Origin of the sequence: Methylobacterium pseudosasicola, from assembly GCF_900114535.1 — a bacterium.
GTDB classification, from domain to species: Bacteria; Pseudomonadota; Alphaproteobacteria; order Rhizobiales; family Beijerinckiaceae; genus Methylobacterium; species Methylobacterium pseudosasicola.
Map to the genome: position 1 here is coordinate 22,482 of NZ_FOTK01000026.1, position 13,255 is coordinate 35,736.

The window sequence follows — 13,255 nt, forward strand, 5'->3', positions numbered from 1 at the left end:
AAATGGACAACGACGAGTCGCAAGGGTGGAAGAGTGACGTCTTCCGCGTGCTTAAGCAGCACGGCATCAAGCATATCGCCTACGTACCCGACGCAGGCCACTCGGTGGCGCTTCGCCTTGCCGAGGCGGACGATGAGATCCAGTCCGTCGTGCTGACCACCGAGGAGGAGGGCATCGGCTATCTCGCCGGTGCGTGGCTCGGTGGAGAAAAGGGTGCGCTGCTCCTGCAGTCGAGCGGCGTCGGCAATTGCATCAACACCCTGGCGCTTCAGGTTATGGCTCGCTTCCCGCTCCTGATGCTCGTGACCATGCGGGGCGACTGGGCGGAGTTCAACGCCTGGCAGAACCCGATGGGACAGGCGACCGAAGCCTCGCTCAAGCTGATGGGCGTGATGACGTGGCGGGCCGACAAGCCTGAGGACGTCGCGCCTCTCGTCCATGGGGCCGCCACCATGGCCTTCAACGGCGACGCTGCCTGCGCGGTGCTGCTCGGACAACGCCTGATCGGAGAGAAGCAATGGGTGAAGTGAACGCGGGCGGCGCCCTCGATCGCCGCGAGGTCGTCAAGCGGCTGCTGGATGGCCGTAAGGACCTGCTGGTCGTCACTGGCCTGGGCTCGCCCTCTTACGACGTGATGGCGGCGGGCGACCACGACAACAACTACTACCTCTGGGCGGCGATGGGCTCGGCGGCGATGGTCGGCCTCGGCTTGGCCAAGTCTCAGCCCGGGAAGTCGGTGCTGGTCGTCACCGGGGACGGCGAGATGCTGATGGGGCTCGGGGCCCTGGCCACGATCGCCGTCCAGGCCCCGTCAAACCTGACCGTCGCGGTGCTCGACAACGGGCATTTCGGCGAGACCGGCATGCAGCTCAGCCACGCCGGGCGCGGGCTCAGCCTCGACCAGGTCGCCAGGAGCTGCGGCTTTCCCTGGACGGCCGAGATCCGCGAGATGGCGCAGGTAGAAGACCTCCGCGCGCGGATCGGTTCGCGGGAGGGCCCGAAGCTGGCGACCATCAAGATCCGGGCCGAGAACGCCCCTCGGGTGCTGCCCCCGCGGGACGGCGTCCACGTCAAGAACCGCTTCCGCATGGCGCTGGGTCACGCGCCGATCTGACCCGACGGGAGAGGGACGATGGACCTTCAGCGGTTCGAGAACGTGGTGGCGGGCCGGACGTGCGTGAGCACGACCGGACGTTGGCTGCCCACGGCCAACCCGTTCGACGGACAGGCCTGGGCGGAGGTCCCGCGCTGCGGCGAGGACGACGCCGTCAGCGCCATAGTGGCCGCGCACGCGGCCTTCGAATCCGGTCCGTGGCCGAAGATGTCCGCCACGGACCGCGGCAAGCTCCTGCACCGGCTCGGCGACCTGGTCGCCCGCGACGCGGAACGGCTCGCCGCCCTGGAGGTGCGAGATAACGGCAAGCTCTATGCGGAGATGCTCGGACAGCTCCGCTACATCCCGGAGTGGTTCCGATACTACGGCGGCCTCGCGGACAAGGTCGAGGGGCGCGTCCTGCCGCTCGATAAGCCGCATCTCCTCACCTACACCAAGCGCGAGCCGCTGGGCGTGATCGTCTGCATCACCCCGTGGAACTCGCCGTTGATGCTGCTGACGTGGAAACTGGCCCCAGCGCTGGCCGCGGGAAACACGGTGGTCGTCAAGCCGTCCGAGTTCACGTCGTGCTCGACCCTGGCCTTGATGGAACTGGTTAAGGAGGCGGGCTTCCCCGATGGGGTCGTCAACACGGTGACAGGCTACGGCGCCGAGGTCGGCCCGGCGCTGTGCGGTCACCCGCTCGTGGCCAAGGTCGCCTTCACTGGGGGCGATGCGACCGGCTCGGCCGTCTACGCAGCGGCCGCGAAGGGCATCAAGCACGTCACGCTGGAGCTGGGCGGCAAGTCCGCGAACATCGTCTTCGCCGACGCCAACCTCGACCACGCTGTGAAGGGCGCGATTTCCGGCATCTTCGCGGCTTCCGGCCAGACCTGCATCGCGGGCTCGCGGCTCCTAGTCCAGCGCCCGATCTATGAGCAGGTCTCGCGCCGCCTCGTCGAGTTCGCCGGACGGGCCAAGCTCGGCAACCCGATGGAAAGCACGACCCAGGTCGGTCCAATCACCACCGAGGCTCAGCGCGAGAAGGTGCTGTCGTACATCGACATCGCCCGCGGCGAGGGGGCCCGCTGCCTCCTCGGCGGCGGTCGACCCTCGGCCCCCGGACTGGCCGGCGGCTGGTTCGTCGAGCCAACGATCTTCGGCGACGTGTCGAATGATATGCGCATCGCGCAGGAGGAGGTCTTCGGCCCGGTCCTCTCGATTATCCCGTTCGAGGACGAGGACGAAGCCGTCGCGATCGCCAACGACAGCCTTTATGGGCTGGCCGCCGGCGTCTGGACCACCGACATCCGCCGGGCCGTGACGATGGCCGACAGGGTCCGGTCCGGGACGGTCTGGGTGAACACCTACCGGGCGGTCAGCTTCATGGCCCCCTTCGGCGGCTACAAGATGAGCGGCATCGGCCGCGAGAACGGCCTAGCGGCGATCGAGGAGTACCTCCAGACGAAGAGCGTTTGGATCAACCTCGCCGAGGATGTGCCGGACCCCTTCGTGATGCGCTGAGCCGCCCCCGGCGCACGGTATTGAAAGATCCAGGGAGAGAATCGTGCAGACGATCGATCACGGCAGCCACGCCGACATTCGCGACGCGGTGCGGGCGCTCTGCGCCGAGTTCCCGGCCGAGTACCACCGCAAGGTCGACGAGGAGCGCGCCTATCCGGAGAAGTTCGTCGACGCCCTGACAAAGGCCGGCTGGATGGCGGCGTTGATTCCCGAGGAGTACGGCGGCTCCGGCCTCGGGCTCACCGAGGCCTCCGTCATCATGGAGGAGATCAACCGCGCGGGCGGCAACTCGGGTGCCTGCCACGGCCAGATGTACAACATGGGCACGCTGCTTCGCCACGGCTCTGAGGAGCAACGGAAGAGGTACCTGCCCAAGATCGCGGAGGGGAAGCTGCGCCTCCAGTCGATGGGCGTGACCGAGCCCACCGCTGGCACTGACACCACCAGCATCAAGACCGTGGCCGTCAGGAAGGGCGACCGCTACGTCATCAACGGCCAAAAGGTCTGGATCTCGCGGGTCCAGCACTCCGACCTGATGATCCTCTTGGCCCGCACGACGCCGATCGACCAGGTCGCCAAGAAGTCCGAGGGCCTATCGATCTTCCTCGTTGACCTGCACGAGGCCCAGAAGAAGGGCATGAGCGTCAAGCCCATCGTCAACATGGTCAATCACGAGACCAACGAGCTGTTCTTCGACGACTTGGAGATCCCGGTTGAGAACCTGATCGGCGAGGAAGGCAAGGGCTTCAAGTACATCCTTACCGGGCTCAACGCCGAGCGAACGCTGATCGCGGCCGAATGCATCGGCGACGGCTACTGGTTCATCGATAAGGTCACCGCCTACACGAAGGACCGCAAGGTTTTCGGCCGGCCGATCGGCCAGAACCAAGGCGTGCAGTTCCCGATCGCCGAGAGCTTCATCGAGGTCGAGGCGGCCAACCTGATGCGCTACGAGGCCTGTCGGCTCTACGACGCGCACCAGCCCTGCGGGGCCCAGGCGAACATGGCCAAGTACCTCGCCGCTAAGGCGAGCTGGGAGGCGGCCAACGCCTGCATCCAGTTCCACGGGGGCTTCGGCTTCGCGGCGGAATACGACGTGGAGCGCAAGTTCCGCGAGACACGCCTTTACCAGGTCGCGCCAATCTCGACGAACCTGATCCTCAGCTACGTCGCCGAGCACATGCTCGGCCTGCCGAAGTCCTACTGAGGGAGGCGAGGCGGATGAGCGCGCGTCTTCCCCTCGATGGGCTCGTGGTCGTCGCGATCGAGCAGGCGGTCGCCGCGCCGTTCTGTACCGCGCGGCTGGCCGACGCCGGCGCCCGCGTCGTCAAGGTCGAGCGGCCGGAGGGCGACTTCGCCCGCGGCTACGACGACGTCGTGGCCGGGGGGCAGTCGAGCTACTTCGTCTGGCTCAATCGCGGCAAGGAATCGGAGGTCCTCGACCTTGCGACCGCGGAGGGGAGGAGCGCGCTGCGTGGGCTAATCGCCGGCGCCGACGTGCTGGTGCAGAACCTCAAGCCCGGAGCGCTTGACCGGATGGGGCTTGGCGTCGAGACCCTGTGCCGCGAGTACCCGCGGCTGATCGCGTGCTCCATCAGCGGGTACGGCGAGGTCGGGCCGCTCGCGAGCCGCAAAGCCTACGACCTGTTGATCCAGGCCGAATCCGGCCTCTCGTCGATCACCGGCGGACCCGAAGCGCCGGCCCGGGTCGGCATCTCGATCGTCGACATCGCCACGGGGGCGACGGCACAAGCGGCAATCCTGGAGGCTCTTATCGGGCGCGGCATCACGGGGCGGGGGGCCGACATCCGGGTTTCGATGTTCGACGTCATGGCCGACTGGCTCGCGGTGCCGCTGCTGCACCAGGAGGGAGGCCGGGCGCCAAAGCGGGTGGGGCTGGCCCATCCCTCGATCGCCCCCTACGGCGTGTTCGCCACGCGGGACGGCAAGCCGATGCTGATCTCGATCCAGAGCGACCGTGAGTGGCTGAAGTTCTGCGCCGTCTTCCTCCGCGACGCGGCCGCCGGGAAGGACGCGCGCTTCGCGACCAACGTGGCCCGCACCCGCAACCGTGCCGAGACCGACGAACTTGTCGCTCGCGTTTTCGCCGATCTCGACGAGGTCGAGGCGACGGCGCGTCTGACGGAGGCCGACACGGCCTTCGCGTCGGTCAACGACATGGCGGCCCTGGCAGGCCATCCACATCTGCGCCGGATCACGGTGGAAACGCCCGCCGGCCCGGTCGCCATTCCGGCGCCTGCGCCGATCGTGCGGGGCGAGGAGAGGCGCTACGGGCCGGTTCCGGGCTTGGGTTCGTCCGGAAGGAGCACGCCGTGACCGCCGACCTCGACGGAACCGTAGACCTCCGTGCCTGGATCGGCCGCGAGGAAATCCGGTCCGACGTCGTCAGTCCCGACCTCGCGGCACGCTATCACGCCACGCTCGACCTTCCCGGCGCACCTCCGCAGGAGGGGGCCCCGGCACCGCGGCTCATCTACCATTGCATGACCCCGCAGACCGTCCCGACGGGGATGCTTGCGAGTGACGGACATCCGCAGCGCGGCGGCTTCCTGCCGCCGGTACCGCTGCCTCGCCGGATGTGGGCGGGGAGTTCAATCCGCTTCCATCGCGACATCCGCGTCGGGGACACGGTGGATCGTGTGTCCCGCATTGCGGATGTTACGACCAAGGAGGGGCGCACCGGTCCGCTCTGCTTCGTGACCGTCGATCACCTCCTGTCGGTCGCCGGCGCGGCTGTCGTCAGCGAACGGCAAAACATCGTATTTCGCGGGCCGGAGAGTGGCACGCTCGGCAAACCTCCGGTCCCCGCGGCGGGCGGGGATAGACGCAGGATAATCGTCCCGAGCACCCCGTTGCTGTTCCGGTATTCCGCAATCCTGTTCTTCGCGCACCGCATCCACTACGATAGAACCTATGCCACCGAGGTCGAGGGCTACCCCGGCCTGGTGGTGCACGGTCCCCTCCAGGCGGCCCTTCTGATCCATTTCGCCACGGAGGCGCGGGGTGTGGCCCCGGATCGGTTCACGTTCCGAAGCGGATCGCCGTTATTCGACGACAGCGCCTTCGTCCTCAACGCGACCGACGAGGGGGAAAGCATGCGTCTCTGGACCGCCCGCGAGCGCGGTCCGGCCGCGATGACGGCCGAGGCCAGCTGGGACAAGACGGGCACAGTGGAACGGGGAAGCGCGTGACGCCGCTCGTCCTGCTGCCGGGGCTCCTGAACGATGGCGACCTATGGCGCGACCAGGTCGCGGCGCTCTCCGACGTGGCCGCGTGCCAGATCGCCGACATCACGCAGGGCGAAACCCTAGCCGACCTAGCCGACGCGATTCTCGAATCGGCGCCGTCGCGATTCGCGCTCGCGGGATTCTCGCTGGGCGGCTACGTCGCTCAGGAAGTCCTGCGGCAGGCGCCGGAACGCATCACGCGTCTCGCGCTCCTCGACACGTCCATCCGGCCCGATGACCCCGCCCGGGCGAGCGCTCGTCGGGCGCTCGACAAGGCTGCCCGGGCCCCCGGCCGGTTCCACGGCTTCGGCGACAAGCTCCTGGCGACCTACCTGGACCCGTCACATCTCGACGACGCTGCGATTGTCTCTCGGATCCGCGGCATGACGGAGCGGCTCGGTCCGGAGGTGTTCGTGCGCCAGAACAACGTAGAGCGCCGAGACGGCAGGGAGGTGTTGCGGAGGTTGTCCTGCCCGCTCCTCATCGTGTGCGGCGAGAACGATTTCCTGACCCCGCCTGAGATCCATCGGGAGATGGCGGACCTTGTCCCGGGGGCCAGGCTCGTGATCATCCCGCGTTGCGGGCACATGACCCCGATCGAGGATCCCCATGCCGTATCGATGGCCCTGAGGCGCTGGCTACTCGACGAGACATCACATTCCATTCTGCCCCAAGGCTGAGATGGGAGCACGGGTCACGTACCGCGCCCAAAGCCGATTTTCTTCACCGAAAATCTAGCAAAGCCTAGTCTAGCTGAAACTAGCCCGTTCTCTTCCGGCTTTGAGACCAAGGAAGTAGACCTTGGTGCGGCTGAGGCGTTCACCTCATGACCCTTTGCCGACCTAACGCATTTCCACTCCGTGCGTCAGCTCTGTGGCCTCAAGCAGACGCTCCGCGGGTGGCCACAACGTCAGGAGGTTGTGACACATCAGTGGGCCGATCCCGCGGCCGGAGCAACCCGGCCCCCGCTTGCGTGGGCGTGTCACCGTAACAGCGCGGTTCGCGGCCAGGTAGGCGGGTTCGACGTCCGCACGAGGCCGAGGCGGTCGAGCGAACGGTGTTCGAAACCGGCCGATCAGCTCGCACAGTGAAAGTTGTCCACAGCTATCCACATCCGAGGCTCGTCGGCGCAGACAATTTTTTGACGGCAACGCTCGGACGCTTGGCGGAAACCCGGGCCGCATGTTCCACTTTCGTTCCGCAGGATTCGGAGCGAGCGCATGCAGGTCCTCAACGTCACAATCGGACTGCCCACGCCCGTCCCCATCCTTGCCAAGGCGGTCCGGGCCGGTTTCCCAAGCCCGGCCGACGACTTCATCGAGGACGAAATCGACCTGCAGCGGCTGCTTATCGCCAACCGCCCGGCGACTTTCCTGGTGCGGGTGGCCGGCGACAGCATGGTGCTGGCGAAGCTGTTCGACGGTGACATCGCCGTGGTCGACCGCTCGCTCAAGCCGCGTAACGGCGACGTGGTGGTGGTCGACGTTGACGGCGAGCGCAGCTTCAAGGTCTGGCGCCGCCAGGGGCCGCGCGTCAGCCTACACTTCGCCAACCCGCGCTTTCCCGAATTCCAGCTCGCCCCCGACGCGGTGATCGAGGTTTGGGGCGTAGTCTCCGGCTCGGTGAACCCGAGGCGCCGGAGCGAATGAGTGCCCGGGCCTACGCGCTTTCGGACGGCAACAGCTTCTACTGCAGCTGCGAGCGGGTCTTCGACGCCCGGCTGGCGAGGGTGCCTGTGATCGTCCTGTCGAACAACGACGGCTGCGCGATCGCGCGGACCGCCGAGGCCAAGGCGCTCGGGATCGGCATGGGCGCCCCCTGGTTCAAAATCCGGGCCCTGTGCAAGGCCCAAGGCGTGCGGGTCTACTCCTCGAACTATGCCCTCTATGGCGACATGTCGGCCCGGGTGAACGCGATGTATCGGGACTTCTCCCCCCGCATCGAGGTCTACTCGATCGACGAGAGCTTTCTGGACATCTCGGATGTGCGCGAGCGGGACCGCGCGACGCTCGCCCGCGACATGCGCGAGACGGTGCGGGCCTGGACGGGGATCCCGACCTGCGTCGGGATTGGCCCAACCAAGACGCTGGCCAAGCTCGCCAATCACGTCGCGAAGAAGAACCCGGATCTCGGCGGGGTCTGCGACCTGACCGACCCGGTCGCCTACGACCACTGGATGGCTCGGATCCCGCCCGAGGACATCTGGGGCGTCGGCCCGGCGAGCGCTCGCAAGCTGGGGGCATTCGGGTGCGAGAGCGCCGCCGACGTGCGCGACCTCGATACCCGCCTCGTGCGCAAGGCGATGACGGTGGTCGGCGAGCGTCTGGTGCAGGAGCTGCGCGGGGTGGCCTGCCTCGACCTGGAGGAGGTTGCCGCGACCCGAAAGGGTTGCGCCGTCACCCGCAGCTTCTCCGACCGAGTCGAGGATCTCACGACGATGAAGCAGGCGGTCGCCGCCCACGCGACCCGGCTTGGGGAGAAGCTCCGCCGGGAAGGGCTAGGGACCGACCACGTGACGGTCTTCTTCCATACCTCCGAGCACGACCGGGCCCAGCCGCAGCGGTCGGTCTCGACGGTGGTGATCCTGCCCGAGGCGTCGAACGACAGCCTGGTGCTGGTGAAGGCCGCCCTGCACGGCGTCCAGAAGACCTGGCGGGGCGGTTTCCGCTACTCCAAGGCCGGCGTGGTCACGACCGACCTCCTGCCGCTGCATGCCTCGCAAAGGGCGATGCCCGGCCTCGGCCAGATCGATCGCGAGCAGGGGGCTGCGCTCATGGCGGCATTGGATGCCTGCAACCGGCGCTTCGGGCGCGGGGCGGTCGTCCCAGCCGCCGCAGGGTTTGCGTCGTCGCGGGGATGGTCGACCAAATTCGAGATGCGCTCGCCGCGCTACACGACCAGGCTTGAGGAGATCCCGGTCGTGGCGGCCTGACGGACCAGCCGTGCATCCGTGGTTCGGGCCTCAGGTATCTAGGACCGCCCGCACCTTCTCGGCGAGTTGGTCGATCCGGAAGGGTTTGGGCGGCAGGCTCGGGCCGGGCTCGATCACGTAGTTAGAAACACCGCGTTGCGGGTGTCGCCGGGGGGTAGAGCACCTTCATGCCGGGATAGATCACCCGAGCCAAGTCTGCGAGCTGCCCCCCGTCATTTCGGGCGTGACGATGTCGGTAGACATGAGGTCGAAGGTTCGCCCCGCCTACATCATGCGCAGGGCGTCGTCGCCCCCCTGATGCGTGGAAGACGTCGCACCCCATCCGACCTAGCAGTCGTAGACGGCCGAGCAGGGGCGAACGTCCAACGTGTGCAGGGTCCCGATCGAGCGTCCGACCTCCGGCGCGGAGACGTAAACGGCGTTGGTTCCCAGGGCGCTCTTGTTGAGGTCGCTCCGGCGCGCCTGGGCGATAGCCTCGACCACCGTCGCCGCCCGAATAATTTGCGCCTCCAGGGTGGGGCCGACGGTCCCGCCCGGCCGCCGATGCACGGCGCGATAGAGATAATCCGGCATGCTTGCCCCGTTCGCCCGTCGACGGTCCAAGTCTGGTAAACCGGGCACTTGGTAATCATGCATGTACAACCGGTTTTCAACAAGTCGTTCGCAATATCGAATTAGGTACGCGATCGCCTGCCCGAACGGCTTGTTCATAATTTGGTACAATTTCACATCAATGGCAAGCCGGCTCAATTCCGCCGCCCTCGGCAATGGCAATCTTCTCATGAAGCCGCTTTTTTGTCTCTTGATCGCAGAAAGACATATCTGCAGCCTCGGAAGAAATACGCTTCAAACCCTCCATGTCTAGAGAACACGCGGCAGCTGCTAGTGCATATTCATTCGTCGGTGAAGATGAAAAGAATGCCGGGTCATCTGACCCCAAGGCGGTCAAACATCCGCCATCCCTGAGGCGACGAATAGGATGCTCTTCCAAATTGCGATACAGGTTCAAGGCCAGATTGCTTGAAATACAGATTTCTAAACCGATGCGGTTTCGCGCGAGATATGAGACGACAGATTTATCTTCTACTGCGCGAACCCCATGACCAACACGATGAAGTCCGAGAACTTCGACGGCTTCGACAATAGTAGATGCTGGCATGTGCTCACCTGCGTGCGCTGTGAGCCGCAGACCGGCGTCTTTTGCCACCCTAAAGGCCGGCGCAAAAACATTGATGTCATATTGTCGCTCGTCGCCGGTGAGACCAAATCCCGCGATATACGGATGCTGATTTTCCGCAACAAGTCTGGCTGCTTCCATCGCAGCATCAGGCCCGGAATGCCTCACGCAGGTGACGATCAACCGACTTTCAATACCAAAGTCGGATCGGCTTCTCTCCCATGCAGAATTCAGGGCGGAGATTTGATCATGAAAGGGAACCCCCTGTCTCATTAGATCGGGCGGAGAAAGCATGAGCTCCACATAGATTGCACCGAGCTCAGCCGATTCCTTCAAATATCCATAGGCTACTTCTTCCAGCGTGGCCGCGTCTTGCACCAAGCTTGCGACACGGTCGTAAGTTTTTAAGAAGCTCGAAAAGTCATGCCATTTGAAAGCTCCACCTTCATCTAACAACCCTTCATCAAACTCCCGACCAGCTTGCCGAGCTAACTGCCGCGCCCTGGCAGGGCGGACAGTGCCTCTAAGGTGGACGTGCAGGTCGATGTACATCTTGCTACATCTGTGCTTCGAGTGTCTTGGGACCCGCCATACCTAGAATTCTGATTGACGCAACGCTAGCGATCGGAAGCCAATCATGCGAGTGAGGTTTCTTTCCGGAAACGATCATAAGATCAAAGAGGCTACGAAAATACTAGGATCTGTTGGAGTTACAGTTGTTCCGATTTCAATAAAGCTCAATGAGCTTCAAACAAATGATATTGACACAATTGTCTCCGATAAAGCAGCAAAAGCATTTCACAAGATCGGTCACCCGCTTTTTGTCGAGCAAACCGGCCTATTTATAGAGCGGCTAAATGGTTTTCCAGGCGGACTTACCCAAGTATTTTGGGACACTATCGGTCCAGATCGCGTCACGGAAATATTCGGACAGGGAACCGACACAGGGGTCATGGCCCGTACATTCATCGGATACTGTGATGGACGATCAATATACAAATTTCAAGGAGAAATACGAGGAAATATTGCATCAAGCCCCAGGGGAAACAGAGATTTCCAGTGGGATTGTATTTTTGTACCGGAAGGCAGCTCGGAAACTTTCGCCGAAATGGGAGATCGTAAAAACGATATCTCGATGCGGCGGTTAGCTCTCACTAAGCTTTCCGTCCACCTGGGAGGGAAATAGATGCTCGACGGTCTCGCGCGCGCCATCCATACAAAACGAGCGGTGCTCTTTGTGGGCGCCGGGGTTTCGATGAGCCTTGGTCTTCCATCGTGGGGACAGCTCATGAACAAGATTGCAGAGGAGTTGGACTACGATCCCAACATCATGATGGGTCCAGGCGTTAATTATCTAACGATTGCTGAATTTTACAAACTCGAAAAAGGTAAGATTGGCGGGCTAAGAAGTTGGATGGATCGAGAATGGAGCGTGGACGACGCAAAGCTGCAGGCCTCTAAAGTCCACAACCAAATTGTTGAACTAGATTTCCCATTCATTTATACAACAAATTACGACAGGAATATTGAGAATATATTCAAGCTTAAGGGTATGAAACACCATAAAATTGCAAACGCGAAAGATATTACACTAGCTAACCCCGATATTGCGCACATAGTAAAGTTTCATGGCGACTTCGATGATGATCTCTCTATGGTTTTGACCGAGTCTGATTATTTTGAGCGACTTAATTTTGAAACACCATTAGATATTAAATTCCGGTCAGATATTCTCGGGAGGTCGGTCTTATTTGTCGGCTATAGCCTCACAGACCTCAACATGCGCCTCCTCTTATACAAGATGCAGAAGATGTGGAAATTATCTGGATATGAAGGAGACCGGCCTCCTTCGTATATGTTTATGACGAGGCCTGATCCAGTACAGCAACGTGTGCTTCGTAGTTGGGGCGTCGAAACGATCACCATGGATGTCGATAACGTTGAAGATGCGCTCCCGAATTTTTTCGAGACTTTGATCGCCTCTGTCGCTGCACTGAAATGAGACGTTATCTAAACAATTCCGGGTAGCCAATTTCCCCATCGGGTCGACCTCCGCAGCAGCGAGAGGCCGTCCCGGGGGGCAGGTAGCGGTGGATGATCGGTCACTCTCGCTTGCCGGGTTGGCAGCGCCTGATTACTCGTTTGACATGGTTCTCCCAATGACACGAAAATTCTGGATCCTGACGGCTTCCCGATAAGCCTCGTACCGCCGTAGCCCAGCCCGGCCTGCAATTGAAGATTGATCCGTACGGCCTCGGTCGATCAATGACGGATCACGGATCGCGGCGCTGCTCACGACCATGCACGAAAACTCAACCGACACGGATCACCGTGACCGGATGCCGGTCGCCTATAGCTACATCCGCATGTCACGCCCCGAGCAGCTCCGCGGCGATAGCCTGCGGCGGCAGTTGGAGGCCGCGCGGAAGTGGGCGGTCGGTCGTGGGATCGAGCTCGACGAGGGCCTGCGCGACATCGGCGTATCTGCATACCGGGGCAAGAACCGCACGGAAGGCGCGCTCGGTGCCTTCCTCTCCATGGTCGAGGACGGCCGGGTGGCGCGCGGCTCCTACCTCGTCATGGAGAGCCTGGACCGGCTCTCCCGCGAGGCGGTCGTCGAAGCGCTGCCCCGCTTCATGGACATCGTGAACGCCGGCGTCACGATCGTCACGCTGATCGACGGGCAGGAGTACAGCAAGGCGCGGTTGATCGATCAGGGTCAGCCCGGCGAGGGCACGGTCGATCGGCTCGGCCCAATCGGCGGAGGGGACCTCGACGACCAGTGCGATGCCCCGGGACGCCCGCAGCCGACGGAGGCCGGCCTTGCCGAGGCCCTCCAGCAGGGCGGCGAGCGGTAGCGTCTCGCAAGCGGGCCTCAGGCCTGCCCTGCGATGCGCGAGAAGAGGATTATTGGCGTCGTCGGCGGGGAAGCGATCGGCGTCGAGGTCGTCGACTGGGGACGCGGTGCACTCGACGCGGATGCGCTTGGTCTTATCGCGCCTAGAGTGGTCGCGTGAGATCTGGTCTGTATTGGCCATGGCCGTCTGCCTCCATCGCGAGGCAGCCGGGCACGCTCGCGGCGCCGGTCAGGCCTCGGTGGTTTTCGGATCGAAGCGAGAGGTGCGACGGTCGCCGGCCGTGCCGGACGCCATCGCGGATCGGCGCGAACGCCGAAGGTCAGCCCATTTTCGCGGGGCGAGGAGGAAGGTCATCGCGGGTGCCTCGATTGGGACCGCCCGAGCGTCAGCTACGAGGGCGATGAACCCCGATGCATAACCGGG

At 63.6% G+C, this 13,255-nt stretch carries 14 protein-coding genes; 12 read left to right on the plus strand and 2 right to left on the minus strand.

All coding sequences use genetic code 11. The features are described from left to right. The first annotated feature begins 2 nt into the window (after positions 1-2). The 9 genes from BM228_RS22060 (at position 3) to BM228_RS22100 (ending at position 8,797) form a co-directional block, all read left to right on the plus strand. Complete coding sequence (locus tag BM228_RS22060) at positions 3-530, plus strand: thiamine pyrophosphate-binding protein (protein ID WP_092043981.1); 528 nt, start codon at positions 3-5, stop codon at positions 528-530. Then, positions 518-1,114, plus strand: a complete 597-nt coding sequence (locus tag BM228_RS22065) for a thiamine pyrophosphate-dependent enzyme (RefSeq protein WP_092043982.1) — start codon at positions 518-520, stop codon at positions 1,112-1,114. The genes BM228_RS22060 and BM228_RS22065 overlap by 13 nt, the downstream gene beginning before the upstream one ends. A gap of 18 nt (positions 1,115-1,132) precedes the next feature. Beyond that, positions 1,133-2,617 carry an aldehyde dehydrogenase gene (locus BM228_RS22070; RefSeq protein WP_092043984.1) on the plus strand — a complete coding sequence of 495 codons (1,485 nt, stop codon included), beginning with the start codon at positions 1,133-1,135 and terminating at the stop codon, positions 2,615-2,617. 40 nt (positions 2,618-2,657) lie between these two features. After that, positions 2,658-3,824, plus strand: coding sequence for an acyl-CoA dehydrogenase family protein (locus BM228_RS22075; RefSeq protein WP_208612081.1), 1,167 nt, complete (start codon positions 2,658-2,660; stop codon positions 3,822-3,824). Positions 3,825-3,838: 14 nt separating this feature from the next. Then, positions 3,839-4,954: a CaiB/BaiF CoA transferase family protein gene (locus BM228_RS22080; protein ID WP_092043987.1), complete on the plus strand. Its 1,116-nt coding sequence runs from the start codon at positions 3,839-3,841 to the stop codon at positions 4,952-4,954. After that, positions 4,951-5,829: an HTD2 family dehydratase gene (locus BM228_RS22085; protein WP_092043988.1), complete on the plus strand. Its 879-nt coding sequence runs from the start codon at positions 4,951-4,953 to the stop codon at positions 5,827-5,829. Before BM228_RS22080 ends, BM228_RS22085 begins: the two co-directional genes overlap by 4 nt. Further along, on the plus strand, positions 5,826-6,545 hold the full coding sequence (locus tag BM228_RS22090; protein ID WP_092043989.1) for an alpha/beta fold hydrolase: 720 nt from the start codon (positions 5,826-5,828) through the stop codon (positions 6,543-6,545). The genes BM228_RS22085 and BM228_RS22090 overlap by 4 nt, the downstream gene beginning before the upstream one ends. A gap of 540 nt (positions 6,546-7,085) precedes the next feature. Further along, on the plus strand, positions 7,086-7,514 hold the full coding sequence (locus BM228_RS22095; RefSeq protein ID WP_092043990.1) for a LexA family protein: 429 nt from the start codon (positions 7,086-7,088) through the stop codon (positions 7,512-7,514). Further along, entirely contained in the window at positions 7,511-8,797 is a 1,287-nt protein-coding gene (locus tag BM228_RS22100) for a Y-family DNA polymerase (RefSeq protein WP_092043992.1), read from the plus strand. Before BM228_RS22095 ends, BM228_RS22100 begins: the two co-directional genes overlap by 4 nt. 327 nt (positions 8,798-9,124) lie before the next feature. On the opposite strand, the gene BM228_RS22105 is transcribed toward BM228_RS22100, so the two are convergent. Together BM228_RS22105 and add are read right to left on the minus strand one after the other, a co-directional pair. Continuing rightward, entirely contained in the window at positions 9,125-9,370 is a 246-nt protein-coding gene (locus BM228_RS22105; RefSeq protein ID WP_092043993.1) for a hypothetical protein, read from the minus strand. A 157-nt stretch (positions 9,371-9,527) separates the two neighbouring features. Then, positions 9,528-10,526: an adenosine deaminase gene (add, locus tag BM228_RS22110; RefSeq protein ID WP_092043995.1), complete on the minus strand. Its 999-nt coding sequence runs from the start codon at positions 10,524-10,526 to the stop codon at positions 9,528-9,530. Positions 10,527-10,611: 85 nt separating this feature from the next. Between add and BM228_RS22115 the strand changes: the two genes are divergently transcribed. The 3 genes from BM228_RS22115 to BM228_RS22125 all read left to right on the plus strand — a co-directional run bounded on the left by BM228_RS22115 (position 10,612) and on the right by BM228_RS22125 (position 12,832). Next, a complete protein-coding gene (locus tag BM228_RS22115; RefSeq protein ID WP_092043996.1) occupies positions 10,612-11,160 on the plus strand; it encodes a non-canonical purine NTP pyrophosphatase in 549 nt (182 codons plus the stop codon). Further along, a complete protein-coding gene (locus BM228_RS22120; protein WP_092043998.1) occupies positions 11,161-11,976 on the plus strand; it encodes an SIR2 family NAD-dependent protein deacylase in 816 nt (271 codons plus the stop codon). It begins immediately after the preceding gene. 337 nt (positions 11,977-12,313) lie between these two features. Next, positions 12,314-12,832 carry a recombinase family protein gene (locus tag BM228_RS22125; protein WP_092043999.1) on the plus strand — a complete coding sequence of 173 codons (519 nt, stop codon included), beginning with the start codon at positions 12,314-12,316 and terminating at the stop codon, positions 12,830-12,832. Positions 12,833-13,255: the final 423 nt, after the last annotated feature.